General features: G+C 62.5%; 16 protein-coding genes. 8 read left to right on the top strand and 8 right to left on the bottom strand.

The window, feature by feature from the left end; translation table 11 throughout:
* Positions 1 to 19: 19 nt before the first annotated feature.
* Positions 20 to 988 carry a shikimate dehydrogenase family protein gene (locus tag AC0L3H_RS14930; protein ID WP_473585967.1) on the bottom strand — a complete coding sequence of 323 codons (969 nt, stop codon included), beginning with the start codon at positions 986 to 988 and terminating at the stop codon, positions 20 to 22.
* Between the two features lie 73 nt (positions 989 to 1061).
* Entirely contained in the window at positions 1062 to 1703 is a 642-nt protein-coding gene (locus AC0L3H_RS14925) for a glucose-6-phosphate isomerase (RefSeq protein ID WP_473585966.1), read from the bottom strand.
* 219 nt (positions 1704 to 1922) lie between these two features.
* On the opposite strand from AC0L3H_RS14925, the gene AC0L3H_RS14920 reads away from it, so the two are divergent.
* The 6 genes from AC0L3H_RS14920 (at position 1923) to AC0L3H_RS14895 (ending at position 8183) form a co-directional block, all read left to right on the top strand.
* Positions 1923 to 2582 (top strand): orotidine 5'-phosphate decarboxylase / HUMPS family protein, encoded by a 660-nt coding sequence (locus AC0L3H_RS14920; protein WP_473585965.1) that lies wholly within the window; start codon positions 1923 to 1925, stop codon positions 2580 to 2582.
* Positions 2567 to 3073 (top strand): SIS domain-containing protein, encoded by a 507-nt coding sequence (locus AC0L3H_RS14915; protein ID WP_473490766.1) that lies wholly within the window; start codon positions 2567 to 2569, stop codon positions 3071 to 3073. The genes AC0L3H_RS14920 and AC0L3H_RS14915 overlap by 16 nt, the downstream gene beginning before the upstream one ends.
* Positions 3074 to 3375: 302 nt before the next feature.
* Positions 3376 to 4848, top strand: coding sequence for an ABC transporter substrate-binding protein (locus tag AC0L3H_RS14910; RefSeq protein ID WP_473585964.1), 1473 nt, complete (start codon positions 3376 to 3378; stop codon positions 4846 to 4848).
* A gap of 73 nt (positions 4849 to 4921) precedes the next feature.
* Entirely contained in the window at positions 4922 to 6058 is a 1137-nt protein-coding gene (locus AC0L3H_RS14905) for a carbohydrate ABC transporter permease (RefSeq protein ID WP_473490764.1), read from the top strand.
* Positions 6055 to 7101 (top strand): carbohydrate ABC transporter permease, encoded by a 1047-nt coding sequence (locus AC0L3H_RS14900; protein WP_473585963.1) that lies wholly within the window; start codon positions 6055 to 6057, stop codon positions 7099 to 7101. The genes AC0L3H_RS14905 and AC0L3H_RS14900 overlap by 4 nt, the downstream gene beginning before the upstream one ends.
* Before the next feature lie 5 nt (positions 7102 to 7106).
* Positions 7107 to 8183: an ABC transporter ATP-binding protein gene (locus tag AC0L3H_RS14895; RefSeq protein WP_473585962.1), complete on the top strand. Its 1077-nt coding sequence runs from the start codon at positions 7107 to 7109 to the stop codon at positions 8181 to 8183.
* Between the two features lie 102 nt (positions 8184 to 8285).
* Here AC0L3H_RS14895 and AC0L3H_RS14890 read toward each other — a convergent pair whose 3' ends face one another.
* From AC0L3H_RS14890 to AC0L3H_RS14865, 6 genes are all read right to left on the bottom strand, one after another.
* Positions 8286 to 9794 carry a tripartite tricarboxylate transporter permease gene (locus tag AC0L3H_RS14890; protein WP_027151366.1) on the bottom strand — a complete coding sequence of 503 codons (1509 nt, stop codon included), beginning with the start codon at positions 9792 to 9794 and terminating at the stop codon, positions 8286 to 8288.
* Positions 9795 to 9804: 10 nt separating this feature from the next.
* Entirely contained in the window at positions 9805 to 10266 is a 462-nt protein-coding gene (locus AC0L3H_RS14885) for a tripartite tricarboxylate transporter TctB family protein (protein ID WP_023797766.1), read from the bottom strand.
* Positions 10267 to 10366: 100 nt separating this feature from the next.
* A complete protein-coding gene (locus tag AC0L3H_RS14880) occupies positions 10367 to 11344 on the bottom strand; it encodes a tripartite tricarboxylate transporter substrate-binding protein (RefSeq protein WP_287070252.1) in 978 nt (325 codons plus the stop codon).
* Between the two features lie 258 nt (positions 11345 to 11602).
* Positions 11603 to 12835 carry a mannonate dehydratase gene (gene uxuA / locus AC0L3H_RS14875; protein WP_473585961.1) on the bottom strand — a complete coding sequence of 411 codons (1233 nt, stop codon included), beginning with the start codon at positions 12833 to 12835 and terminating at the stop codon, positions 11603 to 11605.
* Between the two features lie 71 nt (positions 12836 to 12906).
* On the bottom strand, positions 12907 to 14013 hold the full coding sequence (locus AC0L3H_RS14870) for a glycosyltransferase (protein ID WP_473585960.1): 1107 nt from the start codon (positions 14011 to 14013) through the stop codon (positions 12907 to 12909).
* 9 nt (positions 14014 to 14022) lie between these two features.
* A complete protein-coding gene (locus AC0L3H_RS14865; RefSeq protein WP_473585959.1) occupies positions 14023 to 15468 on the bottom strand; it encodes a GumC family protein in 1446 nt (481 codons plus the stop codon).
* Here AC0L3H_RS14865 and AC0L3H_RS14860 point away from each other — a divergent pair.
* Positions 15467 to 15763 carry a hypothetical protein gene (locus AC0L3H_RS14860; protein WP_473520916.1) on the top strand — a complete coding sequence of 99 codons (297 nt, stop codon included), beginning with the start codon at positions 15467 to 15469 and terminating at the stop codon, positions 15761 to 15763. The genes AC0L3H_RS14865 and AC0L3H_RS14860 overlap by 2 nt on opposite strands.
* Entirely contained in the window at positions 15760 to 17067 is a 1308-nt protein-coding gene (locus AC0L3H_RS14855) for a VpsF family polysaccharide biosynthesis protein (RefSeq protein WP_473585958.1), read from the top strand. Before AC0L3H_RS14860 ends, AC0L3H_RS14855 begins: the two co-directional genes overlap by 4 nt.
* Positions 17068 to 17069 lie beyond the last annotated feature (2 nt).

The raw sequence follows: 17069 nt of genomic DNA, 5'->3' as shown, positions 1-17069 counted from the left end.
TGTGACAAGACCGACGGCGTCAGGCTTTCGCCGCTTCGATGGCGATGCGCGACATCCCGTCGAAATCCGGCCCGGACACCGGGATCGCGATGTCGAAGACCTCTGCAATCACCTGCGTCCAGCCATGCAGGAAATATGTCCAACCATCCTCGATCTGCAACTGCTGTCGGGCCTGCTGCCGCCTTGCCTGGTCGAGGAAGATCAGGTTGCCGCGATAGTTGAGATCCCAGGCAATGCCGCGCTTGGGGAACACGCCGTCATCGGTAATCGGCGAGCCGGGCGCGTCCTTGCCAAGTCCGGTCGCGTTGATCACCAGCGAGCCTGGTTTCAGCGCCGCCAACGTCTCGTCATTGATCTCTGGTCGGTCCGCCAGGACATATTCGAGCTCGACCGTCGACGTCATGTCTCTGTGGATGCGCTCGATTTCATCGAGACGCGGCTGCGAACGGTCGCTGACAATGATGCGCGAAGGCAAGTCGGCGCCACGTTGCTTGCGCATCAGGTGCCAGGTGATTGCTATCGTCGATCCGCCGGCGCCCATCGATAGGACCTCCGCGCCGGTGTCCGCAAAATATCCCGCCGGAATGAAACCGTCTATCGCAAGGCCCGAAGAGATCGGATCCTTGGCATGGCAGACGAGTTTTCCGCCCCGCTTCGACAGGCAACTGGTCTCGTGCATCAGGCGGGCGTGCGGATCGATCACATCGAACAGGTCGCGCGCTGCGTTGAAAAGATCGATCTTGTGCGTGGTGACGAGCGCGCCAAGCGACTGCGGGTCGGATTTTATGAAGGAGACGACCTCACGGTAGGCCTCCGGATCGGCATGGAGTGGAAAGTCGATGCCCCTGAGAACCGCATCCTTGAGAACCGCTTCCTTCAGCCCGAGGTGGCGCGCCCATGCCGGGAAAACCCGCATGATCGAGCTGCTCGTCGTCGTGACGCCGATAAAATAGAATGTCGGCTGGGTGGCCGGCCGATAGCGGTTCATTTGCCATTCTCCCGGCTTTTCTCCGCGCGCAGTGCAGCAATGCTAAATGAAGCAGCGATCTCGTAGCGAGCCTTCATGCCGGCGCCGTGCCGGATTGTTGCCCATAGAGGGCAGAGATCAGCTTTGCGTCACGCGGTCGCCAATCCGGGTTGTCGACTTGCCTCCAGCCTCCATCGCCGGCGACCACGCGCGAGCGCATGCCTCCCGATCTCGCGATGATCTCGTAGTCCTGCCCTGAATCGGCGGGGTAGCAGAACAGCATCACCAGATCGCCTTCCCCGACATTGATCGAGCGGTGGATCCAGAACGGCGGAACATAACAGACGGTCTGGGCGTCGATCGGCAGGATGCGAACCTCGCCCTCCGGCGACTCCATCAGCATGAGACCGTGGCCTTTCTGGCCATAGTAGATCTCGGGCCGGTTGGCCTGCCTGTGGATATGGCCGCGCGTCATGAAATACTCGTCGCCGACCTTGCCGGGCGCCATGTGCGTGACGCCGAAAATCAGGTCGCCCGACTGCTCGGTCGGTCGGAACTCGGAGACCTCGTAGACGATGCGCTCACCCCATGTCACGCGCATGGCTTCCAACGCCGCGGCGTCGGCATAGAGCCCGTCCAGATCGCGGAAGCGCTTCTGGTAGCTGCCGGTTGCATTTCCCATCGCACCAGTCGACAGGTCGACCTTGCATGCAATGGGCTCAAACAGTCTCGTCAAAGGACTACCTCATACTGCATTGCAGGTGGCGTCGGCGCCGATCTGGCCCGCACCTCCTGCTTTCGACAAGACCACTTGCTTTGCAGGGCACGATTTGCTCTCCCTGTGCAGACCAGCCTGGAGGTTGCTGGATTATGGCAGATTTCGACCACGAAGCACACGACAGTGGGTTGGGCGGCATGCCGCATCCGCTGTCTTAAGCAATCCGGGAGAGCCGCCTTGCTCCTCCAAGTCGCCTTCGACAAGCCTGAACACCTGGCCCTGCTCGCGCAGATGAAGGATTTCGCCGACATTATCGAGATCGGCACGCCATTGCTGAAATGCCTCGGCCTCTCGGCCATCGCCACAGCGCGCGAGCTCTGCCCTGAAGTCATGGTGCTGGCCGATACCAAAACCGTCGACGGCGGCCGGTTCGAGGCTGATATGGTATTCGGCGCCGGTGCCGCGTTCATGACGGTGCTGTCGTGTGCTTCGCCCGCCACGCATGAGGCGGTCGGAAAACGTGCCGCCGCCTTCGGCGCGACGGTCGTCGTCGACACCATCACCGAGGCGGGCAAGGCAGAATTGCTTCCCTTGAATGCTGTCTTCCCCGAAAGCTTCGGCTACGTCGCGGTCCACTCGCCAACCGATGCGCGGCTGGCCGGCAATATTTCCACGTCACATTTCGACACAGTCAGGAAGATGCACGATCGCGGCTTTCTGGTTTCGCTCGCCGGCGGGATCGGCCCCGACACGCTGCAAGCGGTGATCGCAATCGAGCCCGAAATCCTCGTGGTTGGCAGCGCCATCACGGAATCCGCAAGTCCGAAAGAGGTAGCACGATGGATTCGCGACAGATTGCCCAATCCAGGCCGTGGCTGGCCGTGGGACAGGAGATAGCCGACCTTCTTGGCCGGATCGACGCCGACGCCTTTGCAAGGCTGGTGCAGGCGTTCGATGACCCTGATCAGCGATGGTTCTTTTCCGGGCAGGGACGCTCCGGCCTTGTCGCGCAGATGGGTGCGATGCGCATCATGCATCTTGGCCGAACGGTGCATTTCGTCGGTGAGGCATCGGCGCCATCGATCCGCAGGGGCGATGCGCTGCTGATCATCTCCGGCTCCGGGGAAACGCCGGTCAGTACAGGCTTTGCCCGCATCGCCAAGGCGGAGGGCGCCAAGGTCGTTACGCTGACGCATCAGCCGGCCGGGACCCTGGCCGGCATTGCCGATCTCACGCTGCATGTCCCTGTCGAGAAATCGAAACAGTTTGGCGGCAGCCTGTTCGAGCAATCCTGCCTCATCCTGCTCGACAGCATTGTGCTCTTCATGGCCCAGCAGATCCGCGACGCGCACAGACTGATGTTGCACCGCCACACCAACTTGCAGTGACGCCCGTGCCGACGGTGGTGTGACGGGGATTGTCGATGCGGTGGAATACTCCCCAGGCAAGATCGAGCGGTCTTCTGGCGACTCCGCGCTAAAACCGCTGCGCGTTTTTGGGCGACATGCATTAGCCGGGAAGCCCGCGGGGCAGCTCACCTTCCGTCGCGGCAAGGCACTGGACTCGCTGCGCGATGCCGATATTGTGCTTGGCAAGCGTTGGTGCCGTGCTCTGGCGACGGCAACCGACGGGGAGATACCGGCGGCTTGGTTCGCAGGAACATGTCCCGGTCAACACGGGAGGAAGTCTGATGAGAATTGGGGTCTTTCTGGCCGGCTTTTCGGCTTTTACCGCGCTGGTTGGCGCGCCTGCCTTTGCCCAGGACAAGCCGTTTGCGGGGGTTACAGTGAACGTCATTACGCAGACCGGTGCGATTCAGGAGCCGCTACAGCGGCGCGCGCCCGAGTTCGAAGCGCTCACCGGCGCCAAGATCAATGTCATCGCGGTGCCCTTCTCGGATCTTTATCAGAAGATTCTCACCGACTGGGCGAGCGGCACCAACTCGGTCGACGCCGGCGTGTTCGCCCCGCAATGGATGGTCGACTACATAGCCGGCGGCTACCTCGAGGACCTGACGCCGCGGGTCGAGGCCGACAAGGACATCCAGCAGAACGATGTGGGCGCGTTCTTCCGGGACTTCTCCGAGAAGTACAGCGGCAAGACCTACATGATCACGCTCGATGGCGACTTCCACATGATGTACTACCGCAAGGACGTGCTCGAAGCGGCTGGCCTGGCGGTGCCGAAAACCTGGGACGAGTATCTCGAGGTCGCCAAGGCCACGCATGGCAAGGACATGAGCGGCGATGGCACGCCGGATTTCGGCTCCTGTATCGCCAAGAAGCGCAACGCGCAGAGCTATTGGTTCGTTACCGATGTGGTCGGCTCGATGACCCAGTCCAAGGGAACCAGCCAGGGCACTTTCTTCAACACCAAGGACATGACGCCGCTCGTCAACAACGACGCCTTCCGCAAGGCGCTCGACTTCCTGTCTGAATCGACCAAGTACGGCCCGCCGGACGAGCTGAACCTCGACGTCAGCGATACAAGGCCGCTCTTCGCTTCCGGCCGCTGCGCGCTGAACCTCGACTGGGGTGATGTAGGCACGATCTCGATCGATCCGAAGCAGTCCAAGGTGATGGGCAAATGGGGCGCTGCGATCATGCCCGGATCCAAGGAGGTCCTGAACTGGGACACCGGCAAGCTAGAAGCCTGCACGGCAGAAAACTGCCCGCACGCGATCGACGGCGTGAACCATGCACCATTCGCCGCCTTTGGCGGCTGGGGCGGCGGCATCAACGCGGCGGCCGATCCGAAGGTGAAGGACGCCGCCTACGCCTACTTCTCGTTCATGACGCAGCCAGCGCAATCGAATGCCGACGTCACCGTCGGCGGCACCGGGTTCAACCCGTACCGCACCTCGCAGCTCGGCTACAGCGACCTTTGGAAGAAGGCCGGCATGAGCGAGGAGGAGGCCAAAGTCTACCTGGGCGCGATCAACGACAGCATGAGCAGCCCGAACATGATCCTCGACCTGCGCATCCCACAAAATCAGAAGTACCAGCAGGTCGTGCTCGACGAGGCGGTCTCGCGCTTCCTCGCCGGCGAAATCGACAAGGAAGCGACCGTCGCGGCGGTCGAGGAAGGCTGGAATGAGCTGAACGAAGAGGTTGGCAAAGACGAGCAGCTCAAACTTTACAAGGCGACCATCGGCGCCAAATAGGCAGCCAAGCAAACAACCCGGCGTGGCATCGTCCGCGCCGGGTCTGATGCCTGCCCCACTTTCTCAGGGTATGATGACCGCAACCGACACGATGCCAGACGCTGCCGACCGCCGCAGCTGGGCCGAATGGCTGGACGGTCACTCAGGCCGGATCATGGTGCTGCCAGCCGTCGTCGTGCTTCTCTGCTTCGCAATTTTTCCGCTCATCATCTCGGCCTATCTCGCGCTTTCGCGCTTTGCGCTCGCGTCGGGCGGATTCACGTTGAAATTCATCGGACTTTTGAACTTCCGCAAGCTGCTGGTCGGCTCGCAGCAGTATCACCTGCTCGGTAAGTTCGGCACGTTCGGCTTTGTCCAATTCGCTTTGCTGGCCTTGATCGCGGCAGGGCTGTTTTTCCTCCTCGCCCGCTACTTGTTGCGTGGCAGGCCGACCGTCGTCGGCACGGTTGGTCGGCTTCTGGCGACCTCGATGGCGATGGGCCTGGCGGTTCTTGCGCTGGCCACCATGGCGCCGGGCGGCGTGCCGGGGACTGTCGTCAACACGCTTCTCTACGTGTTCGTCGGCGTGTCCGTGCAGTTCGCACTGGGGCTGGGCCTCGCGCTGCTGTGCGGCCAGCCGATCCGCGGCCGGAATTTCTTTCGCGTCCTCTTCTTCATCCCGCTGATGGTAACCCCGGTCGGCATCGCCTACACGTTCCGCATGCTCGCCGACATGCAGAAGGGGCCCTTCGCACCGCTCGTGCGCGCTTTCGGCATCAGCGAGTGGTCGTGGGCGACGGAGGCCTGGTCGGCGCGGCTGATGGTGTTGGTCGGCGACACCTGGCAGTGGACGCCGTTCATGTTCATCGTGCTGCTGGCGGCCATCGAAAACCAGCCGCGCGATCAGGTCGAGGCGGCGCGGCTCGACGGCGCCAACGGCTTCCAGATTTTTCGCGACATTACCTGGCCAGCGATCGCGCCGATTGCCGCTACCGTCGTGCTGATCCGGCTCATCGAGGCTTTCAAGATCATCGATCTGCCGAACGTGCTCACCGGCGGCGGTCCTGGCCTGGCGACGGAATCGATGACGCTCCATTCCTTCATTTCCTGGCGCACCCAGGATCTCGGCGGCTCGGCCGCTATCGGCTACATGCTGCTCTTCATCTCGACCATCGTATGCGTCTCGTTCTTCAACTTCGTGGTCCGGCCGGCGCGCCGGTTCGAAGCATGAGCACCGAGCCGCGCTCGCTGGCGCGCCGGCTGTTCGAGCCGACCTCGATCGACAGCCAGGCGCCGGTCGCCAGGGTGGTGACCTATGTGCTGCTGTTCCTGTGGACGCTGGTTGTGGTGATTCCTCTCTACTGGGTGTTCATCACGTCCTTCAAGGGGGCTGGCGAGGTCGACAACGGGCCGTTCTATCTCCCGTTCATCGACTTTGCCCCTTCGCTTCAGGCATGGGACTTCATGCTGGTGCAGAATTACACGCTGCGCCCTTACATGAATTCGGTCGTTGTCGCGGTCGCCAGCACGCTGCTCGCAGTCCTGATCGGCTCGCTGGCGGCCTACGCGCTCGTGCGTATCCGCTTCCAGGTGAAACTCGCCGCCGTTGCAATCTTCTTGATCCTGCTCACTGCAATCATCGTGGCGGTGGCCACTTTCGGCGTGCGGTGGGAGATCGCTATTGTCGTGGCGGCAGCCCTCTTCGTCATTGCGCTGTTCACGCTCGCTGGACGCACGAAGCTTGCGGTCGGCAACAGCGACATTGAGTTCTGGATCATCTCGAACCGCATCATGCCGCCGATCGTCGCCGTATTGCCGATCTACGTGATGTTCCAGCAGATGCGCCTGCTTGACACGCAGGTGGCGCTGATCGCCACCTACACCGCCATCAACCTGCCGATCGTGGTGTGGCTGACGCGCGATTTCTTCGCCGGCATTCCGCTCGACCTCGAGGAGAGCGCACAAATAGACGGCGCCTCCAAGTTCCGCGTTTTCTTCACCATCGCGCTGCCGCTGGTGCGGTCCGGCCTGGTCGCGACCTTCCTGCTGGTGCTGATCCTTGCCTGGAACGAGTATCTGCTGGCCCTCTTCCTCTCCAATGCCGATGCGCAGACCATGCCGGTGCTGGTATCGGCACAGAACACGACCCGTGGGCCGCAATGGTGGAACATGTCGGTGTTGATCACCGTGATGATCGCCCCCGTGATCATCATCTCCAGCATCCTGCAGAAGCACATCGCGCGCGGGCTGCTGGTCGGCGCAGTGAAGGGCTAGTCAATATGCGGGTCACCCTGTCCCATATCTACAAGTCCTTCGGCGCGGTCGAGGTGGTCAAAGGGCTCGACCTGGAGATCGAGGACGGCGAGTTCCTGGTGCTGCTCGGCCCTTCAGGCTGCGGCAAGACGACAGCGCTGCGCATGGTGGCCGGGCTTGAATCGGTGAGTTCCGGCCGCGTCCTCATCGGCGACCGCGACGTCACCCACGTGCTGCCCAAATATCGCGATGTGGCGATGGTGTTCCAGTCCTACGCGCTCTATCCGCACATGACGGTTGCCGAGAACATCGCATATCCGCTGAAGCTTCGTGGCGTGCCGCGCACTGAGCGCGACGCCGCCGTGCGCAGTGCCGCCGTCAAGGTGCATCTCGAGGAGTTCCTCCACCGCTATCCGCGGCAGCTTTCCGGCGGTCAGCGGCAACGCATCGCGCTCGCCCGCGCCATGGTGCGGCGGCCGAGCGTCTTCCTGATGGACGAGCCGCTCTCCAATCTCGACGCCAAGCTGCGCGGCCACATGCGCTCGGAACTGAAACGCCTGCAGGCCGATCTGGGCGTGACGACGATCTACGTCACTCACGATCAGATCGAGGCCATGACCTTGGCGCACCGTGTTGCCATCATGAACCGCGGCGTCGTGCAGCAGATCGCGACGCCCCGTCAGATCTACGACGATCCGGCGAACCTGTTCGTCGCCGGCTTCATCGGCTCGCCGCCGATGAATTTTCTCCACGGTGAGCTGGTCGAGGGTAGCTTCGCCTGCGCGGAAGGGCGATTTGCGACCAGCGTTGCCGAAAGCCGTAAGAAGGTCACTGCCGGCCTCCGGCCCGAGGATTGCCGGGTCACGGCGCCATCGGAGGGCAAGATTGCGGCGCGAGTCTATGCCGTGGAACTGATCGGCGATCATACCTTGATCACCTGCCAGTTCGGTGGGGCCACCGTAACCGTCAAGGCCGATAAATCGGCGCACTACGATATGGATGAGCCGATCGGCATCACCTTCCAGGATGCTGCCGTCTTTCTGTTCGATGCGGAAACCGGAGCCAGCATCGGCAGCCGCGGCCTTGGACAGGCGGCCGCGTGACTTAAGTTCTTGTTTTTATGGATGTCGTTGTCGCAAAACCGCTGCGTACCCTCGGGTCAGGCCCTGGGTCAGGCCCAAGGGCATGCTTTTGCGTGACATATATTAATTCTCCTCCACGAACACCTCTTCGCGCTTCTTCTTGACCGCCGGCAGGAAGACGATGACGAGCACAGCGAAGGCGATGAACAGCAGGCCGGCGCTGATCGGCCTCGTCACGAAGGTGGTCGGGTCGCCGCGCGCGAGAATCATGGCGCGGCGCAGGTTTTCCTCGAGCAGCGGGCCGAGCACGAAGCCGAGCAGCAGCGGCGCCGGTTCGCAGCGCAGCTTGGTCAGGAGATAGCCGAGCAAGCCGAAGAAGGCGACGGCGTAGAGGTCGTAGATGTTGGTGTTGACGCTGTAAACGCCGATCGAGCAGAACGCCATGATGATCGGGAAGAGCACGTAGTAGGGGATCGTCAGGAGTTTCACCCAAAGCCCGATCAGCGGCAGGTTCAAGATGATCAGCATCAGATTGCCGATCCACATCGAGGCGATGATGCCCCAAAACAGCGCCGGCTGTTCGATCGCGACATTGGGGCCGGGCACGATGCCCTGGATGATCATCGCGCCGATCATCAGCGCCATGACCGGGTTGGCCGGAATGCCGAGCGTCAGCATCGGGATGAAGGAGGTCTGCGCACCGGCATTGTTGGCCGATTCCGGTCCGGCGACGCCTTCGACGGCGCCCTTGCCGAATTCCCCGGGGTTTTTCGAGATGCGTTTTTCGACCGTGTAGGAGGCAAAGGCTGCAAGGATCGCGCCGCCTCCCGGCAGGATGCCGAGCGCCGAACCGATGATGGTTCCGCGCACGATCGGCGCCGCCATGCGGCGAAAGTCGTCGCGGGTCGGCATCAGGCCGGAGACGCTTCGGATCATCACCGAGCGCTCGTGCTCGTTTTCGAGGTTGCGCAGGATCTCGGCGACGCCGAAGACGCCGACCGCCACCGCGACGAAATTCAGCCCGTCGGCATATTCGCGGATGCCGAGCGTGAAGCGCGGCGTGCCGGTGTAGATGTCGGTGCCGACGATGCCGAGCAGCAGGCCAAGCACGACCATCGCCAGCGCCTTGACAATCGAGCCGTGGGCGAGCGCGACGGACGAGACGAGGCCGACGATCATCAGCGAGAAATACTCGGCCGCGCCGAATTCCAGCGCGATCGCCGTCAGCGGCGGGGCAAAGACGGCGACGAGGAAGGTCGACACCGTGCCGGCGAAGAACGAGCCTATCGCCGCGATGGCGAGTGCCGCCCCGGCGCGGCCGTTCTTGGCCATCTGGTAGCCGTCGATGGCGGTGACGGCCGACGAGGATTCGCCGGGCATGTTGATGAGGATGGCGGTGGTCGAGCCGCCATATTGCGCGCCGTAATAGATGCCGGCGAGCATGATAAGGGAGGAAACCGGGTCGCCGATCTGGAAGGTGATCGGCAACAGCATGGCGATGGTGGCGGTGGCGCCGATACCGGGCAAAACGCCGATCAGTGTGCCGAGAAGGACGCCGATCAGGCAGAAACCGAGATTTGCCAGCGACGAGGCCGTCGAAAAACCGAGCGCGAGGTTGTCGAGGAGTTCCATGTTCATCTCCTCAAAACTGCAGCCACGGGCCGAAGCGCCGGAACGGCAGGCCGAGCGCATAGCTGAAGACGAGGAACGCAAACAGCGTCAGGCCGGCGGAGAGCACGAGCGCGGTCAGCGGCCTCATGCGACCGCTGGCAAAGGATGCAATCAGCGCCGTCAGGAAGATCGAGGGGAGGAAGCCGAGGCCGCGCACGGTCAGGCCGAAGAAGATCGGGGCAGGCAGGATGAACAGCATGCCGCGCCAGGCTACATGGCCGATCGGCTCGCTCTCGAAGCGCACCGCTTCGACGAGGATGACGGCGCCAAGCAGGATCAAAACGATTGCCAGGACCAGCGGGAAATAGCCCGGTCCCATGCGGAAGGCGGTGCCGATTTCGAGGTCGAGCGACTGCAGCGCGAAAAATCCGCCGAGAAAGATGAACAGCGCGGCGCATATGCCGTTGGTCGTGTCGATTGTGAAGGGTTTCATGACGTCCTCCCAGGCCCGCGCCGCGGGCGCGCCGATGCCGGTGTGAAAATGGGGCCGGTGTGAAAAAAACGGGGCGCTGGTGGGCGCCCCGTTCAAAATCTCAGTCGGCGTACTGGCCGGCGGCTTCGATGATCGGCTTCCAGCGCGCGATCTCGCCCTCCAGCTTGGCCTTCAGCGCGGCCGGAGTCGCATCAGCTTCAGGCGATGGCTTGGTGCCGAGTTCGGCGAAGCGGGCGACGACATTCGGGTCCTTCAGCGCGACCTGAAGCGACTTCGACAGGCGTTCGGTGACCTCTGCCGGCGTGCCCTTGGGCGCGTAGAGGCCGTGCCAGATGCCGACCTGCACTTCCGGGAGACCGGCTTCCGTCGTCGTCGGAACGTCCGGCAGAACATCGAGGCGTTCAGCCGAGGTGACGGCGTAAACCTTGATCGTGCCGCCCTGGATCTGCTTGGTGGTGTTGGTCGACTGATCGCACATGATGTCGACCTGGCCGCCGAGAAGGTCGGTCATGGCTGGTCCGGTGCCCTTGTAGGGCACGGTGACCAGCGGCGTACCGATCGCGCTCATGAACAGCATGCCGCACAGATGCGAGGCCGCGCCTATGCCGGCATTGGCGACGGTGACGGTATCCTTGTTGGCCTTGGCGTAGTCGACCAGCCCCTTCAGGTCGGTCGGCTCGAGGTCCTTGCGGCCGACGACGGTCATCGGCACCTCGGTGACGAGGCCGACATATTCGAAGCTGTTCAGCGTGTCGTATGCGAGCTTTCTGTACAGCGTGGCGCTGGTCGCCATGCCGATATGATGGAGGAGCAGCGTATAGCCGTCCGGCTCGGCGCTCGCGACGCGACCGGCGCCCAGTGTGCCGCCGGCGCCGCCGACATTCTCGACGATGATCTGCTGGCCAAGATCCTTCGACATGGCTTCCGCGACGAGGCGTGTGACCGTGTCGGTCGGGCCGCCGGCCGAAAACGGCACCACCACGGTGATGGTGCGTTCGGGATAGGTTTGCGCGCCCGCGGCGAACGAATACAGCGTGACGGCGGCGGCGGCGGCCAGAGCGGCGGCGAATCTTCTCATCTCAATTTCCTCCCAGGATATGAATTCCCAACCGCCTCCAGGAGTTCTTCTCAACACCGGCTGCGGGTGGACCAATAACCAGCGTAACCTAGCGGATTGCAATCGGACTCAAGCCGCATGGTGCTATTATACACAAGTCCGCGCAAATGGGTGAAAAGGTGCCATCGAGCCGGAGGCGGACTGCGGGACGCGCAGCGGTCGAACGATGGCAGTTTAACGAGCACAGGTCGCGGACCGGCCTTACGCCTTTCCTCTGGATTATGCGAGATAAGTGGAGAGCGGCTCTCCTGATGTCGATCTGCGAATCGCATGTTCGACGCCGCGAAGCTCGGCCAATCCCTTGAGCCGACCGATGGCCGGATAGCCGGGCTGCGCCCCGCGCGTCAGGTCATCGAGGATATCCTGGCCGTGGTCGGGGCGCATCGGGATGACGGCGTCCGGGCGGCCTTCCACTTTGCGCCGCGCTTCCTCGTGGAGCAGCGCCGCCACCACCGCCACCATGTCGGTGTCGCCGGCAAGGTGCTCGTCCTCGTGGAACGAGCAGGGGGTGCTGGCCGCTTCCTTGCGCACATTGCGCAGATGGGCGAAATGGATTTTTGGCCCCATCCGCTCGATCATGCCGGGCAGATCATTATCGGGCCTTGCGCCGAGCGATCCGGTGCACAGCGTCGCGCCGTTGGCCGGGCTGTCGACTGCGTCCAGAACGTAGCTGTAGTCGGCCTCGGTCGACATGATGCGCGCCAGGCCGAGCAGCGGAAACGGCGGATCATCGGGGTGACAGCAGAGTCGCAGGCCGAGGCGTTCGGCCGTGGGCACGACCTCCGCCAGGAAATCGACGAAATGCCGGCGCAGGGCGGTTGCGTCGATGCGGTCATAATTTGACAGTTGAGCCGCGAGACCGTCGAGAGACGTGTCTTCGGTCGAGCCGGGCAGGCCGGAATTGACGCTTCTTGCCAGAACCTTGCGCGCACGGTCATCCATTTGCGCATATCGGCGCTCCGCCTCGGCGGCGATCTCCGGTGTGTAGTCGCCGAGCGCCGCCTGGCGTTTCAGGATATGGATGTCGAATGCGGCGAAGTCGATCAGATCGAAGCGCATGGTGGTGCCGCCATGCGGCAGGCGCCAGGCAAGATCGGTGCGGGTCCAATCGAGCACGGGCATGAAATTGTAGCAGATGACCGAAATGCCGGCTCGCGCCAGGTTTTCCAGCGATGTCCTGTAGTTGGCTAGATGGCTGCGCCATTCGCCGACCTGCGTCTTGATCGCTTCGGAAACCGGCAGGCTTTCGACAATCTCCCAGCTCAGTTCGCTTGCGCTTCCATCCGGCAAGGATGCGACTTCGCGCTGACGCCTTTCGATTTCGGCGGGCAGCCAGACGGCGCCGTGAGGAACGTGGTGAAGGGCCGTGACGATGCCTTGCGCCCCGGCTTGACGCGCGTCCGCGATGGTCACCTTGTCGACCGGGCCGAACCAACGCCACACATGTCTCATTCAAGCACTCCGTTAAAAACCGCTGCGCACCCTCGGGTCAGGCCCGGGGGCATGCTTTTGGGCGACATGCATTAGAGCAGTGCTTCGTACAGATCGCCGATCTTTTCAACTTCGAAATCCGCTGCCCTGCTTTTCAGGGTGGTGGCAGAAGTGGGGTTGTCCAGCATATCAGCAATCGCCTTTGCCATAGCCGCGGCATTGCCGACCGGCACCAGGGCGCCGAAACGACCGTCACCGAGAATCTCGCGCGGGCCATGTGGCGCATCTGTGGAGACTACCGGGACTCCCGCAGCCATGGCCTCGACCAGCACATTGCCAAAGCCTTCGCTCGTCGAGGAAAGCACGAACAGATCGGCTGCGGCATAACAGGCGGCTGGGTCGTTGACGTAGCCAGCAAAGAGCACGTCCGCGCCGATACCGGTTTCCTCGGCATAGGCGCGCAACTCGGCAGCCAGCGGACCTTCGCCGAAGATGACAAGTCGAGCGCGGCGGCCGGCGCGCAGGATAGCGAAAGCCCGCAGCAGGGTCCGATGGTCCTTGACCGGCACCAGGCGCCCGGCGGTGGCGATGACCGGGCCATCGCTCATCGTCGCCAGCTGTGCCTGCCATGCATGGGAATCTTGTTCGAGCGTCGCAACCGGCGGCAGCGGATTGTTGATGACGACAATTTTGGATTTGGGAAAGCCGCGGGCCGCAATGTCGCGGCCGACACCCGCTGAGACGGCGATGGCTTTGGTTGCGCGCGCTGCAACTAGCGCGGAAAGCCAGACCGCTATTCTCGCGCCGAGACTGCTGGAAGGCAGTGAGGCGGCTGCGTGGAAGCTTGGAAAGAACCGCGCCCGGCTTCGCGCCAGGAGAAGCGCCAGCGCCACGACCAGATTGGCAAATTCCGGGGCGCTGTAGACCGCATGCGGAGCAAGGCGGCTGAACAAACCTGCGCTTCGCACGATGCCTTTCAGCGTCTCCCACTTGCCGTAACCCTCGCCCCGGATGGGAAGGTCGAAATCGACCAGATGCACGGCGGGGGAGCGCAGCGCGGCGTTGGGTCCTTGCGCGTTCCAGGTAAAAAGGGTGACATCGTGCCCACGCGATGCCAATTCGTTTGCCATGAGGACGAAGACACGCTCGGCGCCGCCGCCCCTGAGACTGGCGATGTGAAAGACAATGCGCTTCGCCATGCCTGGATTTCAGGCTCGGCTGACGCCGATGCCTGATCGGTTCGGCGGCTGGCGCATGTCGCGAACGATACCCATGGCAATGGCCAGCAGCATGCCCAGAGCAAAGCCGGCGAAAGCTCCCAGGCCTGCCGTCACAGGGGTGCGGGGCGGCCACGAGCGCCCCGGTGGCGGCACGGCGGTGGAAATCACCTGCACATTGGTGGTGTCGATCTGCTCGCGCTCGGTGATTTGGCGCGCGCGAGACAGGAAGCTTTCATAAACCGCCCTTCTCGAGGCGGCGTCGCGTTCAAGCTCACGCAGGGCGACCTGGGACTCGCTGTCGGTGAAAACGTTGTTCTTCAGATCGTTCATCCTGGCGGTGAGAGAAGCCAACGAGGCGTTGGCCTTGTCCAGGTTGGCTTTTGCCGTGCCGACCGTGCGCGAGAACTCCGCCCTGAGTTGAGAACTGACGGTTTCGAATTCTGTCCTGAGCCGGACGATCGTCGGGTGGCGCGGACCATAGGTCATGGACTGAGAATCGATCTGCTGCCGCAAGCCATTCGCCTTGTCGCGCAACACTGAGAGTGCTGCCGAAACCGCGGGGTCAGGATTGGCCCCATTGACACCGGAAGCAACCAAGGCGTCGTAACTTGCCTGCGCCGCGATGACGCGCGATTGCGCCTCGCCAATTTCGCTATTGAGCTGCGTCATCGTCTGCGAACTGACAAGCTGGCCATTGCTGGCCGACAAATTGTGGCTGCGCCTGTAGCTCTCGACCTTCTCTTCGGCTGCCTGCACGTCGCGCTTGAGTTGGCCGAGCCGGCCCTCAAGAGCAGCTGCGGCACGGCCGGCGCCAGCAGCTTCGGACTTGGCCAGTTCTTCCTGGAAAGCCTTCACCATGGCTTGCGAGATCAGGATCGCCTTGCCGGTGGTTTCTGCCGATACCGCAAGGGTTGTGACGAACGAGGTTTCATCTGCAGCGACGCTGACCCGCTGCGCCAGGCTTTTCTGGGCGATAAGCTTCGGATCGGACTTGCCGCCACTCGCTGCAGCACCAGAGGTGGAAGCGGTCTGGTCCGGATCGAAAAACTCCGGATCATTGGCGAGACCGAGTTCGTCCACCACACGTGCAAGCACGTTGCCGGAGGTCAAGATGCGCTGCTTGCTGCGCGCGTTCAGTATTTGGCTGTCGACCTGGCCCGGTTGCGAGTAGACATCGTTTTCCACAACCTGCAAATTGGCAGGATTGATGAGGATTTCCGTCGTAACGGTATAACGCTGTTTGCTCAGCAACCCGTAGGCGGCGCCGATGACGCCGCCGGCTACTGCCAGCATCAATGCCCAGACGAGCCCGGCACGCAGCCAGACAAACAGGCGTCGAAAATCGAGCTCGAGGAAATCGCCGATCTTGTCGAGCGTCACCGCTGGGACAGGCTCGGGCGTGGGCGGAGTGACAGGGGCAGGGGGGCGTGCCATGACCGGAGCATCCTGTTGCAGCCTTGCCCTGCTGGCGCGCCGCGCATTGGCGATCCGCTCGAACGCGCTGACGTCGGAACCCGCTGCAGAGGGAGGGGTTGTGCCGGAAGCGGCGGACATGGTGCTAACTCTGGTTATTCGCTACGCGGACCAGCACTACAGAAAGATCGTTAACATGTCATTTTCCAAGTTGGCATATTTTGCCGAGTCACGCACCACGTCCGTTCAGCCGTCCCTTGAATGGATCTCGTTGGCCAGAATGGCGTTTGAATACCTTCACTTGGATCGGCCATGAGCTATCCCGCTGCCGTATCGGAACGATCCAGCCAGGCGCGCCGTCAGAACGCGCTGTCGCTGCTGTTTTTCCTGTGCGCTGCGTTGGCGTTCTTGCTCCGCTTCACGGTCTCACCGCAGATCATGAACATGGTCGTCGACTATACCGCCGACGGCGGTTCGTTCTACGAGAAACTGCATGTCGGCACCTATGCTATCTTCCTGCTGCTTCCTGTCGTCCTTTTCAGCCGACCGTTTCTGCTGCAAGGCGACGAAATTGGAATCTTCAAGGCTTTGCTGCTCTATTCTGCAGTGATTTTCGCGCTGGTGCCGTATCTGTTCATCACTGGCCGTGCCGGCTCCTCCGGGTTTATCATCGATACCTATCTGGTGGCGGGCGCCGCAGGCCTGTTGATGCTGGCCCTGAACGCGCAAGTGCGGCGTGCCTTGGGCGACCTCGTGATTGGGATGGTGGTCCTCAGCGCTGTGATGGGCACGATCGAAGCGGTGACTCAACATCGATTTCTGCCCTACGGTCTCAACGAACTGCAGTTCAGGCCGATCGGGCTATCGGCGCACCCGCTGGCCCTGGGCGCGCTCTGCGCCACAGTCATCGGGTTCGTACCGCTGACGAACTGGCGCATATGGGTGCGGGTGCTGGCGATCTTCGTATTGCTCGTCGGCTGTGCTGCGTCAGGCGCTCGCGCCGCCCTGTTGCTCGCTGCCGCAGAAACCCTCATCCTGCTGATGTTCGTGCCCTGGCCGCGCCTGTCCCTCAAGCATCAGCGGCAGGCCAAGTCTGTCGTGCTGCTGTTCGCCGTGGCGGGCGGCGCAGTGCTGGTGGCCCTACTGTTTTCGGGCGGGCTGCTGAACCGATTCGGCAACACGATCTTTGACGAAAACTTCATGGCGCGGGTGACGATCTACCAGGTGTTCGGACTTGTCAGCTGGAAAGACATCCTGTTTGGCATGAACGTCGACGACCTGTTGGCAATCGTCAACGAGAAGTTGCATCTGCCCTACATCGAGAGCGCGCCGGTGGTCATCATCATGCTGTTCGGCTTGCCGATAGCCGCGCTCTTCATCGGGCTGGTATTCTGGTTCATTTTCCGGTTGCTGCGCGGGGCGCCGCTGCCGGCATGGATCGGCACTATGACGTTCCTGCTTGCTGCGCTGTCGAATAACGCGCTTTCGTCAAAATCGCCGGAGATCACCATTATCGTGGCGTTGCTGCTTGCCTATAGAAACGCCCCGTTTCGAAGCGGGCCGGCGAGCATACTGTCGGCCGCGGCGGCATCCGAGCCAAAACTGAATCGGCCTGGATAGCG

It is taken from the genome of Mesorhizobium sp. WSM4816 (assembly GCF_055811535.1).
This window is presented reverse-complemented; position numbering and strand designations above follow the sequence as displayed.

What these genes read in the sequence shown, in the direction of transcription:
- AC0L3H_RS14930 (WP_473585967.1), bottom strand. Translation starts at nt 988, where the DNA reads ATGAACCGCTATCGGCCGGCCACCCAGCCGACATTCTATTTTATCGGC.
- AC0L3H_RS14910 (WP_473585964.1), top strand. Translation starts at nt 3,376, where the DNA reads ATGAGAATTGGGGTCTTTCTGGCCGGCTTTTCGGCTTTTACCGCGCTG.
- AC0L3H_RS14905 (WP_473490764.1), top strand. Translation starts at nt 4,922, where the DNA reads ATGACCGCAACCGACACGATGCCAGACGCTGCCGACCGCCGCAGCTGG.
- AC0L3H_RS14900 (WP_473585963.1), top strand. Translation starts at nt 6,055, where the DNA reads ATGAGCACCGAGCCGCGCTCGCTGGCGCGCCGGCTGTTCGAGCCGACC.
- AC0L3H_RS14895 (WP_473585962.1), top strand. Translation starts at nt 7,107, where the DNA reads ATGCGGGTCACCCTGTCCCATATCTACAAGTCCTTCGGCGCGGTCGAG.
- AC0L3H_RS14890 (WP_027151366.1), bottom strand. Translation starts at nt 9,794, where the DNA reads ATGGAACTCCTCGACAACCTCGCGCTCGGTTTTTCGACGGCCTCGTCG.
- AC0L3H_RS14885 (WP_023797766.1), bottom strand. Translation starts at nt 10,266, where the DNA reads ATGAAACCCTTCACAATCGACACGACCAACGGCATATGCGCCGCGCTG.
- AC0L3H_RS14880 (WP_287070252.1), bottom strand. Translation starts at nt 11,344, where the DNA reads ATGAGAAGATTCGCCGCCGCTCTGGCCGCCGCCGCCGCCGTCACGCTG.
- uxuA (WP_473585961.1), bottom strand. Translation starts at nt 12,835, where the DNA reads ATGAGACATGTGTGGCGTTGGTTCGGCCCGGTCGACAAGGTGACCATC.
- AC0L3H_RS14870 (WP_473585960.1), bottom strand. Translation starts at nt 14,013, where the DNA reads ATGGCGAAGCGCATTGTCTTTCACATCGCCAGTCTCAGGGGCGGCGGC.
- AC0L3H_RS14860 (WP_473520916.1), top strand. Translation starts at nt 15,467, where the DNA reads ATGACCGGAGCATCCTGTTGCAGCCTTGCCCTGCTGGCGCGCCGCGCA.
- AC0L3H_RS14865 (WP_473585959.1), bottom strand. Translation starts at nt 15,468, where the DNA reads ATGGCACGCCCCCCTGCCCCTGTCACTCCGCCCACGCCCGAGCCTGTC.
- AC0L3H_RS14855 (WP_473585958.1), top strand. Translation starts at nt 15,760, where the DNA reads ATGAGCTATCCCGCTGCCGTATCGGAACGATCCAGCCAGGCGCGCCGT.